This is a genomic window from Salinisphaera sp. Q1T1-3 (genome assembly GCF_003602005.1).
Classification (GTDB): domain Bacteria; phylum Pseudomonadota; class Gammaproteobacteria; order Nevskiales; family Salinisphaeraceae; genus Salinisphaera.
In genome coordinates, this window is the sequence record NZ_QZWD01000003.1 from 181374 (window position 1) to 205206 (window position 23833).

Annotated in this window: 22 protein-coding genes; 11 read left to right on the top strand and 11 right to left on the bottom strand. The window is 65.2% G+C overall.

The features are described from left to right. Genes D3260_RS04570 through D3260_RS04580 form a run of 3 tightly spaced genes read left to right on the top strand, consistent with a single transcriptional unit; the run spans position 1 to position 3492 of the window. A complete protein-coding gene (locus D3260_RS04570) occupies positions 1 to 1698 on the top strand; it encodes an alpha/beta hydrolase (protein WP_120097392.1) in 1698 nt (565 codons plus the stop codon). Further along, positions 1682 to 2506, top strand: a complete 825-nt coding sequence (locus D3260_RS04575; protein WP_158583393.1) for an alpha/beta fold hydrolase — start codon at positions 1682 to 1684, stop codon at positions 2504 to 2506. Before D3260_RS04570 ends, D3260_RS04575 begins: the two co-directional genes overlap by 17 nt. Beyond that, positions 2503 to 3492: an alpha/beta fold hydrolase gene (locus D3260_RS04580; protein WP_120097394.1), complete on the top strand. Its 990-nt coding sequence runs from the start codon at positions 2503 to 2505 to the stop codon at positions 3490 to 3492. The genes D3260_RS04575 and D3260_RS04580 overlap by 4 nt, the downstream gene beginning before the upstream one ends. A 115-nt stretch (positions 3493 to 3607) precedes the next feature. Here the strand turns inward: D3260_RS04580 and D3260_RS04585 are convergent, their stop codons facing one another. Both D3260_RS04585 and rnt read right to left on the bottom strand, forming a co-directional pair. After that, positions 3608 to 4363, bottom strand: coding sequence for a 1-acyl-sn-glycerol-3-phosphate acyltransferase (locus D3260_RS04585; RefSeq protein WP_233543958.1), 756 nt, complete (start codon positions 4361 to 4363; stop codon positions 3608 to 3610). Between the two features lie 140 nt (positions 4364 to 4503). Next, complete coding sequence (gene rnt, locus D3260_RS04590) at positions 4504 to 5160, bottom strand: ribonuclease T (protein ID WP_120097396.1); 657 nt, start codon at positions 5158 to 5160, stop codon at positions 4504 to 4506. Between the two features lie 131 nt (positions 5161 to 5291). Here rnt and D3260_RS04595 point away from each other — a divergent pair, with 131 nt between their 5' ends. Both D3260_RS04595 and D3260_RS04600 read left to right on the top strand, forming a co-directional pair. Next, the gene (locus D3260_RS04595; RefSeq protein ID WP_120097397.1) at positions 5292 to 6503 is read left to right on the top strand and encodes an argininosuccinate synthase; all 1212 of its coding nucleotides are present in this window, start codon (positions 5292 to 5294) and stop codon (positions 6501 to 6503) included. A gap of 90 nt (positions 6504 to 6593) precedes the next feature. After that, complete coding sequence (locus D3260_RS04600) at positions 6594 to 7421, top strand: FKBP-type peptidyl-prolyl cis-trans isomerase (protein WP_233543959.1); 828 nt, start codon at positions 6594 to 6596, stop codon at positions 7419 to 7421. A gap of 183 nt (positions 7422 to 7604) precedes the next feature. On the opposite strand, the gene D3260_RS17440 is transcribed toward D3260_RS04600, so the two are convergent. The 8 genes from D3260_RS17440 to metG all read right to left on the bottom strand — a co-directional run bounded on the left by D3260_RS17440 (position 7605) and on the right by metG (position 15422). Then, complete coding sequence (locus D3260_RS17440; RefSeq protein WP_158583394.1) at positions 7605 to 7748, bottom strand: hypothetical protein; 144 nt, start codon at positions 7746 to 7748, stop codon at positions 7605 to 7607. A 459-nt stretch (positions 7749 to 8207) separates the two neighbouring features. Next, positions 8208 to 8405 (bottom strand): hypothetical protein, encoded by a 198-nt coding sequence (locus D3260_RS04605; RefSeq protein WP_120097398.1) that lies wholly within the window; start codon positions 8403 to 8405, stop codon positions 8208 to 8210. 90 nt (positions 8406 to 8495) lie between these two features. Then, positions 8496 to 9635: a DUF2993 domain-containing protein gene (locus D3260_RS04610; protein ID WP_120097399.1), complete on the bottom strand. Its 1140-nt coding sequence runs from the start codon at positions 9633 to 9635 to the stop codon at positions 8496 to 8498. Positions 9636 to 9642: 7 nt separating this feature from the next. Then, positions 9643 to 10779, bottom strand: coding sequence for a hypothetical protein (locus D3260_RS04615; RefSeq protein WP_120097400.1), 1137 nt, complete (start codon positions 10777 to 10779; stop codon positions 9643 to 9645). A 135-nt stretch (positions 10780 to 10914) separates the two neighbouring features. Beyond that, positions 10915 to 11571: a fumarylacetoacetate hydrolase family protein gene (locus tag D3260_RS04620; RefSeq protein ID WP_120097401.1), complete on the bottom strand. Its 657-nt coding sequence runs from the start codon at positions 11569 to 11571 to the stop codon at positions 10915 to 10917. Then, on the bottom strand, positions 11568 to 12218 hold the full coding sequence (gene nth / locus D3260_RS04625) for an endonuclease III (protein ID WP_120097402.1): 651 nt from the start codon (positions 12216 to 12218) through the stop codon (positions 11568 to 11570). Before nth ends, D3260_RS04620 begins: the two co-directional genes overlap by 4 nt. A gap of 231 nt (positions 12219 to 12449) precedes the next feature. Then, entirely contained in the window at positions 12450 to 13109 is a 660-nt protein-coding gene (locus tag D3260_RS04630) for an RnfABCDGE type electron transport complex subunit B (protein ID WP_120097403.1), read from the bottom strand. A gap of 222 nt (positions 13110 to 13331) precedes the next feature. Then, positions 13332 to 15422 carry a methionine--tRNA ligase gene (metG, locus tag D3260_RS04635; protein ID WP_233543960.1) on the bottom strand — a complete coding sequence of 697 codons (2091 nt, stop codon included), beginning with the start codon at positions 15420 to 15422 and terminating at the stop codon, positions 13332 to 13334. 105 nt (positions 15423 to 15527) lie between these two features. Between metG and apbC the strand changes: the two genes are divergently transcribed. Beyond that, positions 15528 to 16619: an iron-sulfur cluster carrier protein ApbC gene (apbC, locus tag D3260_RS04640; RefSeq protein ID WP_120097404.1), complete on the top strand. Its 1092-nt coding sequence runs from the start codon at positions 15528 to 15530 to the stop codon at positions 16617 to 16619. 350 nt (positions 16620 to 16969) lie between these two features. Here the strand turns inward: apbC and D3260_RS04645 are convergent, their stop codons facing one another. Continuing rightward, positions 16970 to 19108: a TonB-dependent receptor gene (locus D3260_RS04645; RefSeq protein WP_199671358.1), complete on the bottom strand. Its 2139-nt coding sequence runs from the start codon at positions 19106 to 19108 to the stop codon at positions 16970 to 16972. Between the two features lie 158 nt (positions 19109 to 19266). Between D3260_RS04645 and D3260_RS04650 the strand changes: the two genes are divergently transcribed. From D3260_RS04650 to D3260_RS04670, 5 genes are read left to right on the top strand one after another with little or no spacing between them, the layout of a single operon-like run. Continuing rightward, the gene (locus D3260_RS04650) at positions 19267 to 20208 is read left to right on the top strand and encodes an ABC transporter substrate-binding protein (protein ID WP_199671359.1); all 942 of its coding nucleotides are present in this window, start codon (positions 19267 to 19269) and stop codon (positions 20206 to 20208) included. After that, a complete protein-coding gene (locus D3260_RS04655) occupies positions 20205 to 21191 on the top strand; it encodes an iron ABC transporter permease (protein ID WP_120097405.1) in 987 nt (328 codons plus the stop codon). The genes D3260_RS04650 and D3260_RS04655 overlap by 4 nt, the downstream gene beginning before the upstream one ends. After that, on the top strand, positions 21184 to 22218 hold the full coding sequence (locus D3260_RS04660) for an iron chelate uptake ABC transporter family permease subunit (RefSeq protein ID WP_120097406.1): 1035 nt from the start codon (positions 21184 to 21186) through the stop codon (positions 22216 to 22218). The genes D3260_RS04655 and D3260_RS04660 overlap by 8 nt, the downstream gene beginning before the upstream one ends. Then, a complete protein-coding gene (locus D3260_RS04665; protein WP_120097407.1) occupies positions 22215 to 23000 on the top strand; it encodes an ABC transporter ATP-binding protein in 786 nt (261 codons plus the stop codon). Before D3260_RS04660 ends, D3260_RS04665 begins: the two co-directional genes overlap by 4 nt. Further along, the gene (locus tag D3260_RS04670; protein ID WP_120097408.1) at positions 22997 to 23776 is read left to right on the top strand and encodes an IucA/IucC family C-terminal-domain containing protein; all 780 of its coding nucleotides are present in this window, start codon (positions 22997 to 22999) and stop codon (positions 23774 to 23776) included. Before D3260_RS04665 ends, D3260_RS04670 begins: the two co-directional genes overlap by 4 nt. Positions 23777 to 23833 lie beyond the last annotated feature (57 nt).

Below are 23833 nucleotides of genomic sequence, written 5' to 3' on the forward strand. Positions count from 1 at the left end.
ATGGGAGAGCGCCGAACCGATTCGCTGCCGGCGCGCCGTGATCGCGGCTCGTTCGAGCCCGACGTCGCGGACCCGAGTCAGGACACCCAGCCGCCGTCGCTCGGCGGCTCCGCGGCCGAGTTGCTGTCGGCCTGCGCCCGCCAGCCGGCAGTGCTCGCACGGATCGAACTGGCCCTGGCCGGGCGGCTGGCTCTGATCGCGCTCGGCCGGACGCCGATGAGCGTCGATACCGCCGATCGACGATTCGCGCATCCGGCCTGGCGGCGACGCGCGCCCTTCCGGCGGGCGCTGCAGGGCTATCTGGCGTGGTCGCATTCGTTACGCGAACTGATCGAGGCACTGCGTGTCGACGCCCAGACGCGCGAACGTCTGCGCTTCGTGGTCGAGCACGTCGTCGCGGCCGGCGCCCCGAGCAACCTGTGCCTGACCCATCCCGGGTTCTACGACAATCTGGTGGCTACCCGAGGGCGTTCGCTGCTCAATGGTCTGCGCCAGCTTGTCGACGACTGGCGACACAATGACGGTCTGCCACGCCAGGTCGATCCTGCCGCCTTCCGGGTCGGCCGCGATCTCGCGGCCACGCCGGGGGCGGTGATCTTTCGCAATGATCTGTTCGAGCTGATCCAGTACGCGCCGCGCCGGGCCGAAGTCGACGCGCGACCGCTGCTGTTCGTGCCGCCGCAGATCAACAAGTACTACGTGCTCGATCTGGCACCGGACAACAGCCTCGTGCGGCATGCGCTGGAGGCCGGTCAGCAGGTCTTCATGATCTCATGGCGCAATCCGACCGCCGCCCAGCGCGACTGGGGACTCGATGCCTATGTCGGCGCCGTCGGTGATGCCGTGGACATCGTCTGGGGCATCGGCGGCGAGCAGCCGGTCAAGCTGGTCGGTGCCTGTGCCGGCGGGCTGACCGCTGCCATCGCGCTGGCGCTGGCGCATCGGCGAGGGCGCGCCGCCCGTGTGGCCTGTCTGTCCTTGTTCGTCACGCTGCTCGGCGAGCTGACGGACAGCGCGTCCAGCCGCGGCACGTTCGGCAACCGGGCGATCCGGCATGCACTGGCGCACTCATCGCGCACCGGCGTGCTGGACGGCGCCGACCTGGCGCGTGCCTTTGCCTGGCTGCGACCCGATGATCTGATCTGGCGGTTCGTCACCAACAACTACGTGCTCGGCCAGCGCCCGCCGGCCCACGATATCCTGTTCTGGAACGCCGACACCACGCGTCTGCCGGCGCGCCTGCACGCCGATCTGCTGTCGATCTACACGGCGGATTCGCTGCGGACGCCCCGGGGCGTGCATATCGACGAGACTGCCATCGATCTGAGCGAGATCGATCAGGACGTCTTCATCGTGGCCGGTGCGCGCGACCACATCACGCCCTGGACGGCCTGTTTCCGCACGACACGATTGCTGGATACGAACATGCGTTTCGTGCTTGCCGACGCCGGCCATGTGCAGACCGTGGTGTCGCCGCCCCGATCGGGCGGCGGGTATCTGAGCGATACCTGTGCCCGGGATGAAGCGGCGGCGGACTGGCAGGAACGCGCACCGCGTCGGGACGGCTCCTGGTGGCCGGAATGGTTCGACTGGTGTCGGGCACGTGGCGGGCCGACGGTCGCGGCCTCGATGCGATACGGCAACGATGCCCACGAACCGATCGAAGCGGCGCCGGGACGCTATGTGCGCCAGCGCTGACATACCGGAAATCGTCTCGTGTCGTGTCGGCGGCCAGATCCTGCGTGCCCGGCATCGGCCCGGCACCGGACGGCCGGTGCTGATCTGCAGCGATTTTGCCGTGAATATCGAGGTGCTGGATGATTTCTGCGCGGCGATGTCGCGCCCCACGATCGTGTTCGACTGGCCCGGTGTCGGTGCTCCGGGGGTGTCGCGTTTTCAGCGGATGCCGGCCCTGGCAGCGCTGCTCGTCGGGCTGCTCGATGCGCTGGGCGTGGCGGCAGTCGATGTGCTCGGCATGGGCTGGGGCGGGCTGCTCGCCCAGCAGTTCGCGCGCGATCACGCACACCGCCTGGGGCGGCTCGTGCTGGTGGCGACCTCGACCGGCGCCATCATGCTGCCCGGTCGGCTGGCGAATCTGCGTCGACTCGCTCGCACGTCTGGCCTTCGGGATATCGCCCGCGATGGCTCGGCGGCGCGGGCGCTGTTCGGCGGCCGGCGCGACACCGAGTGCCGCGCCGTGGCTGGTGCCTTGCACCGGGCCCGTGCGCCGGCCCTGTCGGCAGTCGCCGCACAGGTCTACGCGCTCGCCGGATTCTCGAGCCTGACCTGGGCACACCGGATCAGCGCGCCCACGTTGATCCTGGCCGGCGACGACGACCGGCTGATGCCGCTGGCCAACGCGCGCGTGCTGCAGATGTTGATTCCCCATGCCGAGCTGTCGGTGCTGTGCGCGGCCGGCCACTGGCTCCTGATCGAACGCCAGTTCGAGGCGATACGCCGAATCGAGGCGTTTCTGGCCGGCGATGATGCGAGAACACGACGATGAGTGAAACGACGCCTCCGCGACGAAAACTGCCGCCGGAGTTGAGTGTGTTGCGGCGGCGTACGCGCATGCAGATCGAGTGGCTGGACATCGACGGCGTGCAGCTGCGCTGCGGCATCCGGCGCGGGCGGGGCCGGCCGATCGTGTTGCTCAACACGCTGGGCGCCAATCTCGACATGATGCTGCCGCTGGTCAACGCGCTGGATGACAGCGAACTGATCGTGCCGGAACTGCCGGGCGCCGGGCAGACGCCGAGCCTGAGGCTGCCCCGGACGATGGGCTGGCACGCGCGACTCCTGGCCACATTGCTGGATCGGCTCGGTTACGACGGCCCGCTCAATTTCGTCGGTCTGGCCTGGGGCGGCGCGCTGGTCCAGACCTTTGCGCTGGCCTATCCGGCGCGCACCAACCGTATCGTGCTGGCTTCCAGTTCCGTGGGCGTGCTGGGGCGCACGTTCGGTACCAACGGCTGGCGTCGGCTGCAGGCGGTTCGACGATATCGGAAAGCCGAAGCACCCAGTCCCGGCCTTGCCGGACTGTATGGCGGACTGATCCGGCAACGCCCGGAATTGCTACGGCCGCGCGGCGAGCACGCCAGCGGGCCCAGTACGCGTGGCTATCTTCATCAGGCCCTGGCCGGGGCGGCCTGGACCAGCGTCCACCGGCTGCACAATCTCGGCTGTCCAACGCTGATCATGGGCGGTGACGACGACCCGATTTCGCCACTGGTCAACAGCCGGTTTCTCTACTGGCTGATTCCCAAGTCGCATCTGCACGTGGTGCGTGGCGGCGGGCACCTGTTCTTGTTGCTGCGTGCCAATGAAAGCGCGGCCGTGATCCTGCGTTTCATCAACGAGCGTCGCTACGACGGCACCGACAACGCCGATTACCATCTGGCTCGCGGGTTGCCCCGCGACGGGCAACTCGTTCCCCCGGCGCCCGGCGATGGCGACGCGCCATTGGCGTGGCCGGAAGCGCCCGAGCCCTGAGTCGGGCACCCGCCATCGTCGCGCAGCCCACGCGTTTTCGCATGCCAGCTGGTGCGGCGGGCGGCGGATCGTCATGACAATGCGTGCGACGTCGCCGCAGGCGACGGATGCCGGCTCAGGCGTCGTCGGCCGTATGCGCCGATGCGGTACGGCGGGCGTTGCGTGCGGCGGCCATCGCCTGACGATGGGCCACGGCGGTACGGGCGGCCTCGGCCAGACTGCGACGATCGTAGCCGCGCGGGTTGATCGGCGCGCAGACCCGCAGTTGAGCGGTAATGCCGTGCAGCTTGAACAGATCCCGGAAATGCGGCCCCAGCGGCGCCTCGTTCACCCAGGGGGCCAGTGCATGATGCATGCCGGGCGGCGTGGTGTCGTCGGCATAGCGCAGGCCCACGGGCAGCACCGGGTAGCCGCCGTCGATCGCCGCCGCGAACAGACGTGCGTGGAAGCGATGTGGCGTCGGGTCGTAGGTGGTCGTGCCCTCGGGAAAGAACAGCACCGAGCGATCATGATCGAGCACTTCGCGGATCGCAGCACTCGTCTCGCCGGTCTTGCCGGCCCCGCGCGACAGGAACAACGTGCCGCCGGCGCGGGCGAACGAGCCGACCAGTGGCCACTTGCCCACTTCGGCCTTGGATACGAAGGCCGTGTTGAAGGCTCGACCGAGCACCAGGATATCCAGCCAGGAACAATGATTGGCCACGACCAGCATCGGCCCGGCCGGCGCTTCGCCGTCCAGTTCAACGGTCACGCCGAGCGCGGCCAGCATGCGGCCGAGCCACCAGTTGATCAGGTATTTGCTGTAGCGGCCGAGCAGCGGCACCGTCGGTAGCAGGATCGTGCCCAACAACAGGACGCTCGCAAAATGCACGGCCTTGATCGTGAGACGAAAACGGCCCAGAAGCGGTCGGTCGGTCGAAAACGAGGGAGTCGTTGCTGACATAGCGATGAAACGAGGACTTGGCGAACGGGGCGTGAGACGAGGCGACGTGTATGCGTCTTTGCCGGGCGCTAGGTCTGCGGTGCGGGCGGCACCGCGTCGTAGATCGGCTGGAAACGGTTGACGATGTCACAGAACAGACGCGCGGTCTGTTCCGTATCGTAGCGGGCCGAATGCGCGGCTGCATTGTCCCAGGGCATGCCGGCGGCCGCGGCGGCGCGGCGCAGCACGGTCTGGCCATAGGCCACGCCGGCCAGCGTGGCCGTGTCGAAGCAGGAAAACGGATGAAACGGGCTGCGCTTGATGCCGGTGCGCGCGATCGCGGCATTGAGAAAGCCGAGATCGAAGTGCGCGTTGTGACCGACCAGCACGGCGCGCTTGCACTCGGCGGCCTTCATCGCCTCCCGGACCACGCGAAAGATACGGCCCAGCGCATCGCGTTCCGGGATTGCCGGGCGCAGCGGGTGGTGCGGATCGATCCCGTTGACCTCCAGCGAGGCCGGTTCGATGTTGGCGCCCTCGAACGGCGCCACGTGATAGGAGGTCGACTCCCGCAGACCCAGTTGGCCGTCGTCATCGAAACCCACCGTGACCGCCGCAATCTCGAGCAACGCGTCCGTCGCGGCGTTGAAGCCGCCGGTTTCGACATCGACGACTACCGGGAGAAAGCCGCGAAAGCGGGTGGCCATCCGCGGAGTCGCGGGACCATCGGATTCAATATCGCTCATGTGCCGATGGTAGCACCGAGTGAACGAATCCGGGCGCGTCCGCGGTCGCGCTTTTGTATACTCGTGGCCAGCTTAGACCGCCGGTTGTCACAGCATCGACCGGCCCCAGACATTTTTCGGCGGAGCGCAGCATGAGCGGCGACGTTTCCAAAGTGGTCCTGGCCTATTCGGGCGGGCTCGATACCTCGGTGATCCTGAAGTGGCTGCAGGACACCTATGATTGCGAAGTGGTGACCTTCACGGCCGATATCGGCCAGGGCGAGGAACTGTCCGAAGTACGCCCGAAGGCCGAGCAGCTGGGCGTCAAGGAAGTCTTCATAGACGATCTGCGCGAGGAATTCGTGCGTGATTTCGTCTATCCGATGTTCCGGGCCAACGCCATCTACGAAGGCGAATACCTGCTCGGCACATCGATCGCCCGCCCGCTGATTTCCAAGCGTCTGGTGGAAATCGCGCGCGAGACCGGCGCCGATGCCATCGCCCACGGGGCGACCGGCAAGGGCAACGACCAGGTCCGCTTCGAGCTGTCGGCCTACGCGCTGGCCCCGGATATCAAGGTCATCGCCCCCTGGCGCGAATGGGATCTGAACTCGCGCGAGCGCCTGTTGGCCTACGCCGAGGAAAACGGCATCGACATCCGCAAGAAGGCCGACGGCGGGTCGCCTTACTCCACCGACGCCAACGCCCTGCATATCTCCTACGAAGGGGGCGTGCTCGAGGATCCCTGGACGCCGGCCGAGGATGTCATGTGGGAATGGAGCGTGGCGCCCGAAGCGGCGCCCGATACGCCGCAGGAGGTCGATCTGACTTTCGAGCAGGGCGATATCGTGGCCGTGGACGGTCAGCGCATGACGCCGTATGAAGTGCTGGCCCGGCTCAATACGCTGGGCGGTGCCCACGGCATCGGGCGTATCGACATCGTCGAGAACCGTTATGTCGGCATGAAGTCGCGCGGTTGCTACGAGACGCCGGGCGGCACAATCATGCTGCGTGCGCATCGTGCCATCGAATCCATCACGCTCGACCGTGAGGCCGCGCATCTCAAGGACGAGCTGATGCCGCGTTACGCCAAGCTCATCTACAACGGTTACTGGTTCTCGCCGGAACGACGCATGATGCAGGCGGCGATCGATGAATCGCAGGGCCACGTCAACGGCACGGTCCGCGTCAAGCTCTACAAGGGCTCGGTCAGTGTGGTCGGCCGGTCCTCGGACCAGGACAGCCTGTTCGATGCCGCGATCGCGACATTCGAAGACGACCGCGGGGCCTACGATCAGGCCGATGCGGCCGGCTTCATCCGGCTCAACGCACTGCGTCTGCGGCTCGGGCATCGTCAGGGCTGATCGCCGAGTCACATCGATTCTCAAAGCGTTCTTTTGCCCGCGCAGGGTTTCACGTACGCTCTGGAGGCTCAAATGGATAGGAAAGAGGCCATGAAACGAACGATTGCACTGTCTGCGTGTGCGCTGGCGCTCGCCCTGACGGGATGCGGCAACCAGTCCGACTCGAACAGCGGCGATACCCAGTCGAACAACGCATCGAGCGCCCCCAGCCAGAGCACCGGCGATTCGGGCCAGTTTGCGAATGACAATGCCAAACGCAGCTATGCGCTGGGTATGGATATCGGCAATTCCCTCAAGGATCTGCCGATGGATATCGACCTCGATCAGCTCACGCAAGGCGTGCGGGACGTGGTCGGAGGCAAGGACACCAAGCTCTCGCAGAAGCAGCTGCAGCAGGTGATGCAGGGCGTGGTCTCGGACATGCAGGCCGCGCAGCAGAAGCAGCAGGATCAGGAGTCCAAGGCGAATCTGCAGAAGGGGGCCAAGTTCCTGGCCGAGAACAAGAAGAAGGACGGCGTGAAGACGCTCGATGACGGCCTGCAATACAAGGTCGTCAACAAGGGCGACGGGCCGTCGCCGGATGCCAACGACAGCGTGACCGTCAATTACACCGGCACGCTGATCGACGGCACGGTCTTCGACAGCTCCGAAAAACGCGGCAAGCCGGTGACCTTCCCGGTCAACGCCGTCATTCCGGGCTGGACCGAGGCGCTGCAGCTCATGCACGCCGGTGGTGAATACAAGCTGTTCATCCCGCCGGATCTCGCCTACGGTGAGCGCGGTGCCGGTTCCAAGATCGGCCCCAATGAAACCTTGATCTTCGACGTCAAGCTGATCAGCGTCGACAAGAACAAGGGCACCGGCAGCGACGACTCGGGCAGCGACAGCTCGAGCGACGCCGGCCAGAGCGGACAGTAACGCTCGACACGTCGGCCATCGCAGGCCAGGCGTGATACGAAGAGCCGCCGGTGGCGATCACCGGCGGCTCTTTTGTCTGCAACAGGCCTCGCGCCGGCCTGATGTCGATGTGCAGACGGGAGCCCTGATTCGTGTACGGAGACCTCGCGCGCTTGCGTTATCGCCATGTCGGGCGAGGCACGGCTACATCACGGCCTTGATGCCCATCGCCGCGTCGTCGTGGGCGTTTAAATTGTTACGGAACAGATCGCGCAGTCGATGCGCCTGGGCATCGTAGGCAGTCTTGTCCGCCCAGGTCCGGGGCGGGTCCAGGATGTCGTCCGGCACGCCGGGGCAGTGTGCGGGGACCGCGAGTCCAAACACCGGATCGGTTCGGCAGGGATCTCGTCGAGCGTGCCAGCAATGGCCGCCCGCAGCAGAGCCCGGGTCAACGCCGGCGATATGCGTGTGCCGTTGCCATACGGCCCGCCTGTTCAGCCGGTATTGAGCAAAACGCAGCGCGTGTCGTGGGTTTTCATCCGCGCGGTCAGTCGCGTGGCATACAGGACAGGGCCTGTTATGAATCCGGCACCAGAACAGCTGACGACGTCAGCTGTCTTCAACGCCATCGAAAGAAACGCCGGCCCTTGTCCGTCTTTTTATTTTCAATGGCTTCACGGCCGTTGGCCGTAGCGCGCGTGCTGTCGCACACGCGCGTTATCAACCCGAAGAATCATCTATTTTTATGCCGCGTCAATAACACTTCGCGCATGGCCGGTTTCTGGGCGCAACCCGGCGGGACGGTGGTCATTTTTTGCGTAATCCGGCGTTATCGTTCGCGACGCCAGAATGACGGCCGTACGCGCCCGATGCCTTGTCTTGCAAAAAAATGAGCGCCGGCGCGGCGCGCGCGGGACGTGTGAACAGCCCCTGACAATCGAGATTGTGTCGAAATGCGATATCGACCGATTCGAGTGTTTCCTGGCGTTCGAAACGCAGCGTCATTCACTGGCTTCCGGCGGCGTGCGGCCGCGAAACACAACAAGACACAGAGATTGGGAAACAGGTCTTTTCAGCGCAAAACGAGCCGTTCAGTCAGTGTTTCGGCGCCGCGTTATCCGTACGTTTCGGTGCGTCGTCGTGCGTATCGAATGTATTGGGCACCCGCGCGACGAGCGTGCCATCAGCCAGGCCGTTGATCCGACCGGCAGCGGTCTGGGCGCGATAGTGATAGAGATGAAAATGCAGTCGTTTGCTGTCCTCGTTCATCAACAGCAGGCGCGCGTTGACGAGCACCGTGTTGAAGAAACGTGCGTCGCCGGACTGCAGCCAGATATAGCTCTCGGTATCGACCGGTGGCGCCTCGAAATCCGGCTGGCCTGCCGGGCTGGAGAAGGTCAGCGTCAGGCCGTCGCGGGACAGGGCGACGTCATCGATCCGGTCGATGACGAGACGCGGGGCCGGAAACAGCGTTTCCGGATCCATGAACAGCGTGTTGTTCTTGAGCGTCACGCCCGGCCGGTCGAGCGGCGTCAACGTGGCCAGCGACAGTCCGACGCGCGAGAGCAGGCCGCCGATGGGAATGCCGAAATTCTCGACCCGGGACGGGGTGTAGGCCAGTCGATTGTCGTCGGTCACCCGCACCGGGCCGGCAAGTGTGGTGGGCAGACCACCCACCGGTGGCAGGAATGCGAACAGGCGCGCGCCGACATGTACGGTCAGCGTATCGTTTGATGTGTCGTTGGAGACCGAGGACAGCGCCCGCGGTGCATAGGTCAGCACGTAACGGTTGAACAACGCATCGAGCTGGGCCGGGCTGAGCGTGACCCGCCCGGTGTAGATATGGATGTGATAACTGTCGGGGTTGTCGAAATCGACCGGGTCGCCGGTATGCTCCGGCACCAGAGCGCCGCGCAACGAGCTGACATGAAAACCGATGCCGTCGGCGATCTCGTAATCCACGTCGCGGACCTCGATACCGACTTCAGGCGCATGCGAGTCGCGTGCCTGTGCCGGTTCCCGGGCTTTGGGCAATCCCTTGGGCACCTGATCAGCCTGCCAGCGGGCACGCTGGCGACGATATTCGGCCTGCTGGGATGTCACCAACCCCGGCGTGGTCATTCGGTCCTGCGGGTCGAGCGTGTTCGGCGTGGCCGTATGGGCGGCCGAGTCGGCGCCGAAGGCCGCACCGACAACGCCCAGCGCCAGCAGCCCGGCAATCATCGTATGACGCATGCGATGTTCAGGAGGACGAGTCATGTTCATGGTCTCTGTCCTGGCGGCCGACGGCCGCATCGGGCACGTAGTCGGCGGTTTCGAGCGTGGCCAGATGGGCCACGAGTTCGCCGGCCGGCGTGATATCGAAGTGGCCGCCGACGATCTGCTGGCGATAGTTGTAGAGCGAGGTGTCCAGTGCGCCGCCGTCGGCGGCGACCAGTTGCATGCGCACATGCGTCAACATCGAGCGGAAGGTCTTCACGTCACCGCCGTTGAGCAGGATGTAACTGTCGGTTTCCACGATCGGCTGAGGCCATTCGGGATCGAAGGGGCTGCGAAACGACAGATGGACCCCGTCGCTGTCGATACGCATCGCCGAGACATGGACATCCTGTTCTGGCGGCGGCAGGGCGTGGTTCAGATCGAGCACGATCGAATCGCCGGAGAGCTCGGCGCCCTGGGTATCGATCTGGACGAGCTGCGACATCTGCAGCCGGATCAGTTTCAAAAGCCCCTTGGCCGGAATCTTGGCGATCTTGATCTTGTCCGGCGTGTAGACGAACAGATGGCCGTCCATCAATCGGACCGGCCCGTGCATCTCGAACGGGAGCCAGACCCCGGGCACTTTCTGAGTCTGGCCGACGACATCGAGCGTCCCGTCGGCGTTGGTGGAAACGTGAAGATGGCGCAGCTGCGTGCTGTCGTAGTCGGTCAGGTATTGATTGAACAGCGCGCCCAGCGCGCGGGCGGGCATGACCACATCGCCGTGTAGCGGCTTGAAGATGAACGACGAGGGGTCGTCGAGAATCACCGGGGCCCCGGCATCACGCGGGACCAGCAGCGCCGAGAGCGTGTCGACCTTGAAGCCGATGTCGCCAGCCACGCGGAAAAAGGCATGCCGGATGAACAGCCCGACGCCCTGACGGCCCGAGTCGCGTAGTGTGCGGTCGCGCTCCAGCGGATTCCACTGCGACTCGTCGGGCGCAGCCAGGTCGTTATCGAGCGAATCGAGTGCGGCCAGCTGATGCTTCTTGGCGATGACAAGCGCCGCGGCCCCATCCCGGGGGCTGCGATGGGCCGCACGATAACTCAAGGCCACGCCGATGCCGGCGATGATCACAACCAGTACCGTCGCGAGCGCCAGGATCTTCTTGTAGTGCATGCGACGCGCTCCTCTGCAGCGTCACGTTTGCTCGATCCTGTCCCAGAAGTCGCGAAATGACAAGACGTCTTTTCGGTTGGGCCGGCTGCCCGTTCACGTTTGCATCCGCCGGTTAGACGGCGCGGTCCGCGTGTCTCAGGCAGTGGTCCAGGTCGCGCCGGTGAGCCCCGCGCCGGCAAGGCCGATCGTCTGTCCGGGCCGGACCGGCCCCACGCCTTCCGGCGTGCCGGTGAAGATCAGATCGCCCGGTTGCAGGGCCCAGGTGCGGCTGACAACGGCCACCAGATCGGCGACGCCGACCAGCATGTGCGCGGTGTGACCGACCTGCCGCGTCTCGCCATCCACCGAGAGCTCGAAATGCAGATCGGTCAGATCGAGATCGTCGGTCAGCGATACGAGCGGGGCCAGCGGGGCGCTGTGGTCGAAGGCCTTGGCGCGTTCCCAGGGTTCGCCGGAGGATTTGAGTTCGGTCTGGACCGTGCGGGCGGTCAGATCGATCCCCAGCCCGACGGCCGCGATATGCGATCGGGCGACTTCCGGGGCGATATGGCGCCCGCCGGTCCCGATTTCGACAACCAGTTCGGCCTCGTGATGGATTTCACCGACATCGGGCGCCAGCGTGATGACCTCGTCGGGGGCGACCAGCGCCGAGGCCGGTTTCATGAAGATCACGCATTCGGCGCCGGGCAGCGAACTGTTGAGCTCTTCGATGTGCTTGGCGTAATTGCGGCCGATGCAGAACAGGCGCGGCGTCGCGCGATGCGAAAAGGCAGTGGCTTGTTGAGGGCTCATGGGGATGTCGGCTCCTGAAGCGCTTTGGCTTTGTATTCGCACAGATCGAGAATCGGGCAGTCCGGGCAGTCCGGCTTGCGGGCCTTGCAGACATAGCGCCCGTGGAGAATAAGCCAGTGATGGGCGTCCTGCAGATACGGTCGCGGCACCAGGCGCAATAGTCGATCCTCCACGGCGCGCACCGTTTCACCGGGGGCGATGCCGGTGCGATTGGCCACGCGAAAGATATGGGTATCCACCGCCATGGCCGGCTGGCCGAATGCGGTGTTGAGCACCACGTTGGCCGTCTTGCGGCCGACGCCCGGCAGGGCGACAAGCTCGGCACGCGTGGCCGGCACTTCGCCGTCGTGTCTGTCGATCAGGGCGGCACAGGTCTTGATGACGTTCGTGGCCTTGCTGTTATAGAGGCCGATGGTGTTGATGTACTGCTTCAACCCGCCTTCGCCGAGGGCAAGAATCGCCTGCGGCGTATTGGCGACCGGATACAGCCGTCGCGTGGCCTTGTTCACGCCGACGTCGGTGGCCTGGGCGGACAGGATCACCGAGATGAGCAGCTCGAACGTCGAGCTGTATTCCAGCTCTGTTTTCGGTGCCGGATTGGCGGCCTTGAGCCGTTCGAAGATCTCGGTGCGTTTTGCTTTGTTCATCGGGCTTGACTCGGCGTCGGCGGCGCTGTGTTTCCGTTGGCGGATCGGCACGGGACCGCGCCTGTTCGGGACATCAGGACGCAGAGGTTTTAATGTCGCTGCGGCCCAATAGCAAATGTGCGGCATGGCGGCGTCATCCGCATGCCGTTGTCGTCTCCGGCGGCCATCGGCATGAATCGGGAATCGGTGTCGGCCTGCGACGGGAAGGCTCTTAAAAAGGCGCGTATTCGCTCATTCCTCGCGCTTTTCGCGCTTGGCCCTGGCTCGGGCGATCGCATCGGCGATGGTCGATTTCTTCGCGCCGGATGTGGCCGCCGCATCCTCGTGCGCATCGTGGGTGTCCTCGTGTCGATTCGCGCGGCGCCGGCGGGTGGTTCGGCGGTTCAGGCGTTGCTGGCGGGCCTCGAACAGTGCCCGGGCGCGGCCGGCCCGCTCGGCATCGATCGGGCGCTCGGGCGGCCATAGCGGCTGCCCGGTCTCGGGCGTGGACGCCGGCATGTCGATGCAATCGACCGGGCAGGCCGGCACGCATAATTCGCAGCCCGTGCAGTCCGCCGCGATCACGGTATGCATCTGCTTGGCGGCACCGACGATCGCATCGGTGGGGCAGGCCTGGATACAGCGCGTACAGCCGATGCACTCGGCCTCGCGAATGAAAGCGACTCTGGCCACGCTCGCATCGCCACAGGCCGGGTCCAGAGGCTTGGCTCCGACACCTGTCAGTGCCGCGAGATTGTCGATCGTGGCTGTGCCCCCCGGCGGGCAACGATTGATGTCGGTTTCGCCAGCCGCGATCGCTTCGGCATACGGCCGGCAGCCGTCATAGCCACAGCGCCGACACTGGGTCTGCGGCAGCAGGGCATCGATGGCGTCGACAAAAGCGTCGGTCATGGCGCGATTGGGTGACTCAAATATACGAACCGGACGGGCAGGCATCCGCCGATCGACGCCGATATGCGCCGGTCGAAAGTCGGATCGCCTCGACATTCCATTGCCGCCTCGGGCGGTGTCAAATCGCACGCGTCGGTTGAGCACGCCAATCGAGACGCGCCGCGTACCGATCTGCGTGCATTGGCACCATCGCACGGGTCGGCAATGAACACCGAAGCCGCGTTACTTGATTCGATCGCCCGGCTTGGCGCCGTCGTCCGGCGAGAGCACATGCGGGGAATCGCCGGCAGCCAGCACCATGCCCTCGGAGACGCCGAAACGCATTTTGCGCGGTGCCAGGTTGGCGACGAGCGCAACCAGACGGCCTTCCAGGGTAGCCGGATCGTAGGCCGACTTGATACCGGCGAAGACCTGGCGCCTGCCGAGATCGCCGACATCGAGCTGCAGGCAGAGCAGCTTGTCGGCCCCTTTGACGTGATCGGCCGATTCGACCCGCGCGACTCGGAGATCGATCTTCGTGAAATCGTCGATATCGATCACGCCATCGTCGGTGTCTTTCGACTCGGATTGTGGCTTGGCCGGCGTGCTGTCGTCGTTATTCGACGCTGTCTGTTCCGCGCCGGTCTGGGCCGGTGCGGCTGCGGCTTCGAGATCTTCCTTGCTGGCCTCGATCATCTTGTCGATCGCCGGCTGTTCGACGCGGCGTAGCAACGGCTTGAACCTGGCGATGTCGTGGTCGAGCAGCGGGTGCGCCAGATCGGCCCAGGTCAGCGGGGCGATCTGCAGAAAGGCCTCGGCGCGTTCGGCGGTCGCCGGCAACACAGGCTTGAGATAGATCGTCAGCTGGCGAAAAAGCTCGAGCGCGGTCGTGCAGATGGCCTGCAGTTCGGCCTCGCGACCGTCTTCCTTGGCGAGCTGCCAGGGCGCGCGCTCGGCAACATAGGCATTGGCCTCGTCGGCGAGGCCCATGATCGCGCGGATGGCCTGCGCGTAACGACGCGACTCGAAATGGTCGGCGATCGTCTCGCTCTGCGCGGCGAAGTGCTGGGCCAGTTCCGGCCGGTCCAACTCGGCGGCCAGGCGGCCGTCGAAGCGTTTGGTGATGAAATTGGCCGAACGCGAGGCGATATTCACGTACTTGCCGACCAGATCGGCATTGATCCGGGCCATGAAGTCGTCGAAGTTGAGGTCCAGATCCTCGACCCGATGGGTGAGCTTGGCCGCGAAGTAGTAACGCAGGAACTCGGCATCGACATGGTCCAGCCAGGTCCGGGCCTTGATGAAGGTCCCGCGTGACTTGGACATCTTCTCGCCGTTGACCGTGACGAAGCCGTGCGCATGGATCGCGCTCGGTGTCCGGTAGCCCGCGCCTTCCAGCATCGCCGGCCAGAACAGCGCATGGAAATAGACGATGTCCTTGCCGATGAAGTGATACAGCTCGGCGTCCGAATCCCGGCCCCAGAAACGATCGAAGGTCAGCTCGGGATCGCCGCGCTGGTCGATGAGATTCTGGAAGGCCGCCATGTAGCCGATCGGCGCGTCCAGCCAGACATAGAAATACTTGTCTTCCGTACCCGGGATCTGGAAGCCGAAATAGGGCGCATCGCGGGAGATATCCCAGTCGCGCAGGCCGGTGGCAAACCACTCGTCCAGCTTGCGGGTCATGGCCGCCTGCAGCCGGTCGCCGCGCATCCAGTCGCGCAGGAAAGCCTCGAAATCGGCGAGTTTGAAGAAATAATGCTCGGAATCCCGCTCGATCGGCGTGGCCCCGGAGAGCACCGAGACCGGGTTGCCCAGCTCGGTCGGCTGATAGGTCGCCCCGCAGACCTCACAGGCATCGCCGTACTGATCGGCTGCGCCACAGTTCGGGCACTCGCCGCGGATGAAACGATCCGGGAGGAACATCTCGGTTTCGGGATCGTAGGCCTGGGAGATCGTGCGCCGCGCAATATGGCCCTCGGCGGCCAGTTTTTCGTAGATCGCCCCCGACAGCTCGCGGTTCTCGGCCGAATGGGTCGAGTGGTAGTTGTCGTAGACGACATGGAAATCCGCGAAGTCGCGCTGGCGCTCGGCCGAGACGCCGGCGATCAGTTCTTCCGGGGTGATACCCTGATCGCGGGCCTTGAGCATGATCGGCGTGCCGTGGGCGTCATCGCCGCAGACCGCAATGCAGTTGTGTCCCCGCTGTTTCTGGAAGCGGACCCAGATATCGGTCTGGATATGTTCCAGCATGTGCCCCAGATGCGTCGCGCCGTTGGCATAGGGCAGGGCGGAGGTCACCAGAATATCGCGCGCCATGGCTCGTTCGGACATGCTCAATCGAAGCCGGCCAGTATGCCATAGGCGCCGGCCCGTTTCCCGGCATCGAGTTGCTATCATGGGCCGCTGCCATCCACCGGACAACGACGCGGTGCAACCATGAGCGATGCGATTCGCGAGGCCGTAGAGGCCGAACTGGGCCGCTACCACGAGCCTTATCTCGATACCGACCTGATGACGGCACGCGCGGTGCGCACGCTGGATGTGCAGGGCGGGCGGGTCACGCTCGAACTCGATCTCGGCTTTCCCTGCGGGGCCTACGGTCAGCAGCTCGCCGAGCGTCTGCGCCAGACACTGGAAGCGCTGGAGGGCGTCGATCAGGCGGATGTGACGGTCGGTTTCACCGTGGCGCCGCGCTCGGTTCAGTCCCAGCTCAAGCGCATCGACGGGGTGGCCAACATCATCGCCGTGGCCTCGGCCAAGGGTGGGGTCGGCAAGTCCACGGTCGCGGCCAATCTGGCGTTGGCCCTGGCCGCCGACGGCGCCAACGTCGGCCTGCTCGACGCCGATATCTACGGCCCCAGCCAGCCGCGCCTGATGGGCATCGACACGCGCGCCAAGGCCGCCGGCGAGAATGTCATCCAGCCGGTTGATGCGCACGGCCTGAAGACGATGTCGATCGGTTATCTGATCGACAAGGACAGCCCGGCGATCCTGCGCGGTCCGATGGTCACCTCGGCGCTGCAGCAGATGCTGTTCCAGAGTGCCTGGGGCGAGCTGGATTATCTGATCATCGATCTGCCGCCGGGCACCGGCGATATTCAGCTCACATTGAGCCAGAAGATTCCGGTCTCCGGGGCAGTGGTGGTCACCACACCGCAGGATCTGTCGCTCATCGATGCTCGCAAGGGCGTTGAGATGTTCAACAAGGTCAACGTGCCGGTACTCGGCATCGTCGAGAACATGAGCACGCATATCTGTTCGCAGTGCGGCCACGAGGAACATATCTTCGGCGAGCACGGCGGACAGAGCCTGGCCGATGAATACGAAGTCGACCTGCTGGGTTCGTTACCGCTGGATATTTCGATTCGGGAATATGCCGATTCCGGCCGGCCGACGGTCGTGGCCGCGCCGGATTCGGCCATCGCCTCGTCCTATTTCGATATCGGGCGCCACACGACGGCCCGGCTGGCGCGCCAGAAAAAGGATTACGCCAGCAAGTTCCCCAATATCAAGGTCGAGAACACGTAGCGTCGCCGTTTCATAGCGGCTGGATCATCGCGCGCCGGGCCGTCGTCGGCCCGACGCGAACCATGCCGGATTTTTAGGGAACCTCTGATCTATTCATCCACGGTCGCGCCGGTGTCTTTTGCGCGCGTCTGACAAGACGCCGCGAGCGCCGTTTGCTGAATGCAAATGAGCGAGCGGCAACGCCGCTCAGGCGCGCGCAAAAGCCCGGCCGCTAAGCGGTTTGGCCCAAAAGGCCGCGCTACGGCGTTGCATGGCTGGATCATGGAGTGGCTATGACGCGGCGCCATGCGCCTTGTATCGTGGCCTTTGGGGACTCAAACGCGACCGTGGATGAATAGATCAGAGGTTCCTTAGAAGTCGACCTGATAGCCGAGCGTCAACGTCCGGCCGCGACCCTTGAAATAGTATTCGTCGCTGACCCGCGCGGCCTGTGAGTAATAGGTGAAGTAGTCCTTGTCGAGCAGATTCTCGACGCCGAGCTGGATGCGTCCCAGCGACAACGCGTAGCTGACCGAGGCATCGACCAGTGTGTAGCCGTTGAAATCGAGTTCGGGATTGTCGATATCGCGGTCGAAGTAGTGGACGGCCTGTACGAAGGTGGAGACGCGATCGGTCCAGGTGGCGTGCCAGCTCCCGCGTAGCGTATCGGGGGCGATGTTGATGCCGGTCAGGCGGGTATCGACGGATCCGTCGCCGTCGGTGTCCGAACGGCCGTTGGCGTGGGTATAGGACAGATCAAAGCGATGACGGTCGCCGACGCGCGCGTGTGAGGTGACTTCCAGACCGTGGATCTCGGTCTTTTCCCGGCTGCCCACCCATTGGCCGTTGCGCTCGGTCAGGCGCTGTCCGAGATCGGAGTCCGATTCGTAGTAACTGATCTCCAGACCGTAGCGTGCCCAGTCGAAGCGGGCGCCGATCTCCTGAGTGTCCGTGACGATCGGCTTGAGGTCGATCAGACTGTCCACGCTTTCGCCGGGGGTGGCGATACCACGTAGCACGCGACCGACATCCGGCATGCCGAAGCCTTGCGAATAACTGCCGTAGACCTGGGCCCAGTCGGTCAGCTGATAGGTCAGCCCGCCGTTGTAGAGCACTTCGGAAAACGAGGGGTCGCCGCCGTCGACGGTGACGTTGTCCTGCGTGACGTTGCTCCGATCGATCGTGGCATAACGCCCGACCTTGAGCCGGGCATGCTCGCGGCGCAGGCCACCGGTGAGCGTCAGGTCGTCGGTCGGATGCACGTCGAGCTGTAGAAAACCGGCGTAGTTCTGGAAACGCGTCTTGGGTACGTAATCACGTCCGGTGTGTGCGAGCACCTGTTTGGTCTCGTCCTGCAACAGGTCGACCCCGGCAGCGACATCCAGCCAGCCATCGAACATTCGGCGTCGGTTGATCGTGAACTGACCGCCGATCTTGTCGGACTCGTTACGTGTCTGGTCGTAGCGTGTGTCGCCACCGACCGTGTACGGAAAGAACGGGGTGGTGGCGAACTGGGCCCGGAAGCGCTGCCCGTAGATATTGGCGTCGATCGCGTTGCCATACCAGTTGGCGTGGTTGTACGACAGCCGTGCGGTCGTGACCTCGTTATAGCCCGGATCGCCGATCGGATCGCCCTTGCGTGCGCTCGTCGCCCGCCCGGCGGCACGGTCGCCGATCACCGGGACATAATCGTTCTTGCCTTCAAGATCGAAATGATTGACCGAAAGCTCGATGTTCTGGTTGTCGTCGATCCAGTAGCCGAGCTTGCCCTGCAGGTCGTAGTTGCGGGAGTTCTGCAGCTCCCCCGGATAGGCGACGCCCACGGGCTGGTCATTGCCGTCGTAGAACAGCCCGCGTTCCTGCCAGCTGCCGGAAACCAGATAGTCCCACTTGCCCTCGGCGCCGCTGATTCGATAGTCCGCCTTGTAGCCCTGGCCATCGGTATGGTCGCCGTCGTCGGTCGTGACACTCAGCCCGATGTGCTGATTGACGGTGCCGCTTTCAGCGCGCCGGGTGACGAAATTGATGATGCCGCCGGTCGCGCCCAGGCCGTGTTCCGCGCTGGCGCCGTAGATCACCTCGATGCGCTCGACCATGCTCAGATCGATCGTGTAGCTGTCGCGTGAACTGTCGCGCAGCGGGTTGGACTGCGGGACGCCGTCGATCAGGAACTGTGGGTCACGCCCGCGCAGCGTCTCGCCGGCGTTGGAGAGTTTCTGGCGGCTCGGCGAATAGGAAGGGATCAGATTGGCCAGAACCTGGCCCGGATCGTTCGTGATCGCCTGCTGTTGTGCGATCTGCTCGCGGCTGATGACCGTCACACGTCGCGGCGATTCATCCGCTTTCGAGCGGTTTCGTGTCGCGGTGACTGTGACCGGTTCCAGTTTCTCCTCGTTCGTGGCGGGTACGGGTTCAGCTGCGACGCTCGCCGTGAAAACCGACACAAGGCCCGGTATGAAGACGAAAGTCAGGCCGCGAAAACGACGGCCGCTGATGTGTGAATGCTTCAACGAATTCCCCTTTCTGATCTCTGACACACCGATCGCAGCCGGCTTGCGCGTCGGAATCTAAGTAATAATAATTCGCATTTCAATTTTTGGTTGTGTGCTGGGTGAGTTGGACCAAAGACAACGCGAACACCGCGTGCGGGCGTGTTTTATTGCCCGTCGTGGCCGCGCGTAACCGCGCAGACTCGGGCCATATCGGCGCCTTCAGGGCGGGGCGGCGTCGCACGCTCGGCCTCGTGGCGCTGGGGGCGGCGTTGATTTCGTTGCCGGGCGTCGCGGCGCGACGATCCGTACGCGTGGTCACGTTGTTCCAGGGGGCGACGGATACCGTCGTCGCGCTGGGGATCACGCCCGTGGGCGTGGTCGAATCCTGGCAGGACAAGCCGATCTATCCCTATCTCCGACAGGCGCTGGCCGGGGTGACGCTGCTCGGGCTGGAAACACAGCCGAGTCTTGAGGACGTGGCTCTGCTCGATCCCGATGTGATCGTGGCCTCGTCGTTTCGTCATGCCCGGATCGCCCCGTTGCTCTCGCAGCTGGGCCGCCTGGTCATGCTCGACGATATCTATCGGTATCGGCGGACGTTATCGGTGACGGCAGCCGCTCTGGGCTGCGAGCACTCGGCGATGGACTGGGAGATACGCCTGAAGACGCGTATCCGGGCGTTGCGGCAGCGTCTGCAACGGCATTTCGACGGCGCCTGGCCAATTTCGGTCTCGCTGCTCGATGTCCGGGCCAATGAAGTGCGCAGTTATCTGGCCGGCAGTTTCGGTGGCTCGGTCCTGCGGTCGCTGGGCTTTCGCTGGAATCCGATCCAGGCCGGGGTCGGGGGCGTGTCGCTACGCCTGACCGGTGTCGAGCATCTGTCGTCGATCGATGCCGACGTATTCTTCGTGATGCTACACGGCGACAGTGCCGCGGTTCGCCGCCACTATCGCGAGCTGCGTGCGCACCCGATCTGGCAACGGATGAGCGCACCGCGACGCGGTGCCGTGGTCGCGGTCGACCCGGTGGCCTGGAGCCTGTCTGGCGGCATCCTGGGCGTGATGCACATGCTCGACGATATCGAAGGCTGGCTGGACGACACGACGAGGCGCGCGTGACGACGAAAGCGTTCGGTCTGCTGCTGGCCGTGATCTGCAGTGCGCTGGTCAGCCTCGCCGCCGGTGGCCACTGGCTCGGCCCCGAGGCGATCTGGCATGCCCTGGTCATGCCGGAAGCCGACAACATCGACGATCTGCTGATTCGCGGCACTCGGGCGTCGCGGACGCTGATCGCGCTCGTGGCCGGCGCCAGTCTGGCCGTGGCCGGCGGCCTGATACAGACGGTCACGGGCAATCCGCTCGCATCGCCGGGCATTCTGGGCATCAACGCCGGTGCACTGCTGGCGCTGGTCGCAGGCGCCGGCCTGCTGTCGTTGCCACTGGCCGGCAGCGGTTACGTAGCCGCGCTACTCGGCGCCGGGCTGACCTGTGGCCTGGTCTGGCTCATCGCGATGCAGGGGGCAGGCCGGGCCGGCCCCCTGCGACTGGTGCTGGCCGGGGCCGCGCTGGCGGCTTTGTTCAATGCCATCAGCCAGGCTTTGCTGGTGGTCGATCAACAAGGTCTCGACGCGATTCTCGTCTGGATGGCCGGCTCGGTGGCCGGGCATTCCCTGACGGGTGTCTGGCCGATGCTCGTGGGGGCGGTCGTCGTCATGGCGCTCGGTGTGCCGTTCCTGCGCCACCTGAATGTGTTGTCCGCCGGTGAGCAGACGGCGCGCACGGTCGGCGCACGCGTGCGAGGTCTGCAGGCAATCGCACTGCTGGCCACGGCGCTTTTGGCCGGCAATGCTGTCGCCATGGCCGGCAGCATCGCATTTGTCGGTCTGATCGTGCCGCATCTCGCTCGGCGTCTCTTGGGTAGCGATCATCGCTGCTGGCTGCCGGGTGCCGCGGCACTGGGGGCGATGCTGCTGTTGTGGGGGGATATCGTCGCTCGTCTGGTCATCGCGCCGCGCGAAGTACCGGTCGGGGTCGCGATGACGCTGATCGGGGTGCCGTTCTTCATCGGTCTGATCCGCATGACGGGACGCCCCCATGGGTGATATGACGATCCGACTGGCCGGCTATTCCCGGCGTATCGCGTGGCGCCCGTGGCGCTTGGCCGGTCTGTCGCTGCTGACCTGTGTCGTCATTGCGCTGGTCAGCCTGGCCTGCGGCCGCGTCTGGCTGCCGCCCGGCGAGTGGCTGGCCGGGCTGAAACGGGGCGAGGGGGCGATCTGGCTCATCGTCACCCAACTGCGTCTGCCGCGTGTTGTCCTGGCCGCGGAGGTCGGTGGCGCGCTCGCACTGTCCGGCTGGATTCTGCAGCAGGTGCTGCGCAATCCGCTGGCCTCGCCCGATACGCTGGGCCTGAGCGGCGGGGCGAGTGCGGCCGTCGTGGCGTATCTGGCCCTCGCCGCCGGGCAGGGCGGGGCCTGGGTACGGCCGGTCGCTGCGATCGCCGGCGCGTTGCTCGTGGTCGCGAGCGTCTATGCTCTGGCGTTGCGTGGCGGCCGGGTGACGCCGTATCGCCTGATTCTCATCGGGGTGGGCATGGGCGCGCTGGCCGGCGCCGTGGTTACGCTGATGCTGATCGTCGGCCGGGCCGAGCTGGCCTCGAGCGCCTATGTCTGGCTGGTCGGCAGTGTCTACGGCGCCAACCGGGCTGATGCCGTTACGCTCGGCGGGCTGCTGGCCCTTGTGTTGCTGTTCGGGGTGCCGTTGATCCGTTATGCCCTGTTGGCCCCGCTCGATGATGCCCTGGCTGCCGGTATCGGTGTTTCGGTGCCGGCATCGCGCCTGGCGCTGATCGGCGTGGCCAGCCTGCTGGCGGGCCTGGCGATCGCCTGGGGCGGCGCAATGGCCTTTGTCGGTCTGTTCGCTCCGCATCTGGCGCGTCGCTGGGTCGCGGTCAGCGGCAGCGCCCAGGCGCTCGCGGCCGTGGCGATCGGAGCGAGTGTGGTGATGAGCGCGGATCTGGTGGGGCGCACCCTGTTCCTGCCGCTCGACCTGCCGGCCGGGATCTTCGTCGCGGCCGTCGGTGCGCCTTTCTTCATTGGTTTGCTCATACGGGAGACACGCACGTCATGACTTCGATTCGCGCCGACGAGCTGACCCTTGGTTACGGTCGCAAGACCGTGGTCGAGGGATTGACGCTGGATGTGCCGGACGGGGCGACGACCGTGATCATCGGTGGCAACGGGTCGGGCAAGAGCACGCTGCTGCTCGCGCTCGGGCGTCTGCTGGTCCCGTCGCGCGGACGTGTCCTCCTGGCCGGTGCGGATATCCAGCGCTCACCCACACGCGAGATCGCCCGGCGCCTCGCGCTGTTACCGCAGCAACCGCGCACGCCCGAGGCGATGACGGTTCGCCAGCTCGTCGCGCTGGGGCGTCATCCGTACCAGAGCTGGTTGGCGCAGTGGTCGCAGCGCGACGAACGCATGGTCGAACGCGCGATGCAGCGTGCTGATGTGGCTGATCTCGCCGATCGTGTGGTCGACACCCTTTCGGGCGGCCAGCGACAGCGGGTCTGGATCGCGCTCGCGGTCGCCCAGGACACGCCACTGCTGTTGCTGGACGAGCCGATTTCGTTTCTCGACCCGGCCCACCAGCTCGACGTACTCGATCTGTTGCGCACGCTCAACCGCGAGACCCGAAAGACCGTTGTCATGGTCTTGCACGACCTGAATCTGGCAGCCCGGTATGGCGATCACATCATCGGCATGCGTGACGGGCGTATCGTCGCCGAAGGCACGCCGGAGACCGTCATGACCGCAGACAACGTCCGGGCTATCTTCGATCTGGTGTGTCGTATCGTGCCCGATCCCTGTGTCGGCACACCCATGTGCGTGCCGGTCGGTCGGGCACTATGAGCGCGGTCGATTTCACGCCCGTGCAATGGGAGATGCTCGGCGGTACGTTCGGTCTCACCGAGGCGGCCCGGGCCGATGCGCGGTCGATCGAGGCCCGGGCACTTCACGATCATCGCGCCTGTCGTGGCGTACTCGATCGTCTGGCGCCGATGATCGGTACCACTGATGTGCGCGTGGCGGCCTCGCTCTGGAGCAAGCGCCTGGCGTTTCTTGCGACCGGGTGCGGTCTGTATGCCTTGTCGGTATGTGATCGCGGGCTCGATCTGTCGCCAGCGAACTGCGTGATTGAATATGCGCGCCGCAACGATCGCTGGACGGCAGCGCTGCCGTTGCATGTGACCCGGGCCGAGCGATGGGCGCCCGGCGATCGCCTCCGGGCACGGCAACGCCTCGTCGAGATGCTGTTCGGTGGCCTGCTGGCACCGCTCTGGCGGGTGTTGCACGAGACATCCGGTGTGTCGCTTCGCATGCTCTGGGAGAACGCGGCGGTGCGGGTTTATTCACTCTACGATCGTCGGTTCGCGAATCCTGCCACGCCCGAGATCGCCCGTCGCTGCGACGCGGATTTCCGGTTTCTGCTCGATCTGTCGCCGGCCGTATTCGGTCTCGACTACAACCCGCTGGCGCGTTTCCGACGGCCCCGTGTCGCCGATCGCGCCGGCCGTCGCGTGCGTTTTCGACGTACCTGTTGTCTCTATTATCTGGCCACGCGCCCGCCCGAGTATTGCGCGGCCTGTCCGCTGGTCGACCCGAAGCGGGGCGGCAGCCGGTCATAAGGCTTTCGATCGACGTGTCGGCCGCTGGATCCGGCATGCCGCGATGCATTGTCACCC

What these genes read in the sequence shown, in the direction of transcription:
- D3260_RS04570 (WP_120097392.1), top strand. Translation starts at nt 1, where the DNA reads ATGGGAGAGCGCCGAACCGATTCGCTGCCGGCGCGCCGTGATCGCGGC.
- D3260_RS04575 (WP_158583393.1), top strand. Translation starts at nt 1,682, where the DNA reads ATGTGCGCCAGCGCTGACATACCGGAAATCGTCTCGTGTCGTGTCGGC.
- D3260_RS04580 (WP_120097394.1), top strand. Translation starts at nt 2,503, where the DNA reads ATGAGTGAAACGACGCCTCCGCGACGAAAACTGCCGCCGGAGTTGAGT.
- rnt (WP_120097396.1), bottom strand. Translation starts at nt 5,160, where the DNA reads ATGAGCGATATTGAATCCGATGGTCCCGCGACTCCGCGGATGGCCACC.
- D3260_RS04595 (WP_120097397.1), top strand. Translation starts at nt 5,292, where the DNA reads ATGAGCGGCGACGTTTCCAAAGTGGTCCTGGCCTATTCGGGCGGGCTC.
- D3260_RS04600 (WP_233543959.1), top strand. Translation starts at nt 6,594, where the DNA reads ATGAAACGAACGATTGCACTGTCTGCGTGTGCGCTGGCGCTCGCCCTG.
- D3260_RS04605 (WP_120097398.1), bottom strand. Translation starts at nt 8,405, where the DNA reads ATGACGCTGCGTTTCGAACGCCAGGAAACACTCGAATCGGTCGATATC.
- D3260_RS04610 (WP_120097399.1), bottom strand. Translation starts at nt 9,635, where the DNA reads ATGCGTCATACGATGATTGCCGGGCTGCTGGCGCTGGGCGTTGTCGGT.
- D3260_RS04615 (WP_120097400.1), bottom strand. Translation starts at nt 10,779, where the DNA reads ATGCACTACAAGAAGATCCTGGCGCTCGCGACGGTACTGGTTGTGATC.
- D3260_RS04620 (WP_120097401.1), bottom strand. Translation starts at nt 11,571, where the DNA reads ATGAGCCCTCAACAAGCCACTGCCTTTTCGCATCGCGCGACGCCGCGC.
- nth (WP_120097402.1), bottom strand. Translation starts at nt 12,218, where the DNA reads ATGAACAAAGCAAAACGCACCGAGATCTTCGAACGGCTCAAGGCCGCC.
- D3260_RS04630 (WP_120097403.1), bottom strand. Translation starts at nt 13,109, where the DNA reads ATGACCGACGCTTTTGTCGACGCCATCGATGCCCTGCTGCCGCAGACC.
- metG (WP_233543960.1), bottom strand. Translation starts at nt 15,422, where the DNA reads ATGTCCGAACGAGCCATGGCGCGCGATATTCTGGTGACCTCCGCCCTG.
- apbC (WP_120097404.1), top strand. Translation starts at nt 15,528, where the DNA reads ATGAGCGATGCGATTCGCGAGGCCGTAGAGGCCGAACTGGGCCGCTAC.
- D3260_RS04660 (WP_120097406.1), top strand. Translation starts at nt 21,184, where the DNA reads ATGGGTGATATGACGATCCGACTGGCCGGCTATTCCCGGCGTATCGCG.
- D3260_RS04665 (WP_120097407.1), top strand. Translation starts at nt 22,215, where the DNA reads ATGACTTCGATTCGCGCCGACGAGCTGACCCTTGGTTACGGTCGCAAG.
- D3260_RS04670 (WP_120097408.1), top strand. Translation starts at nt 22,997, where the DNA reads ATGAGCGCGGTCGATTTCACGCCCGTGCAATGGGAGATGCTCGGCGGT.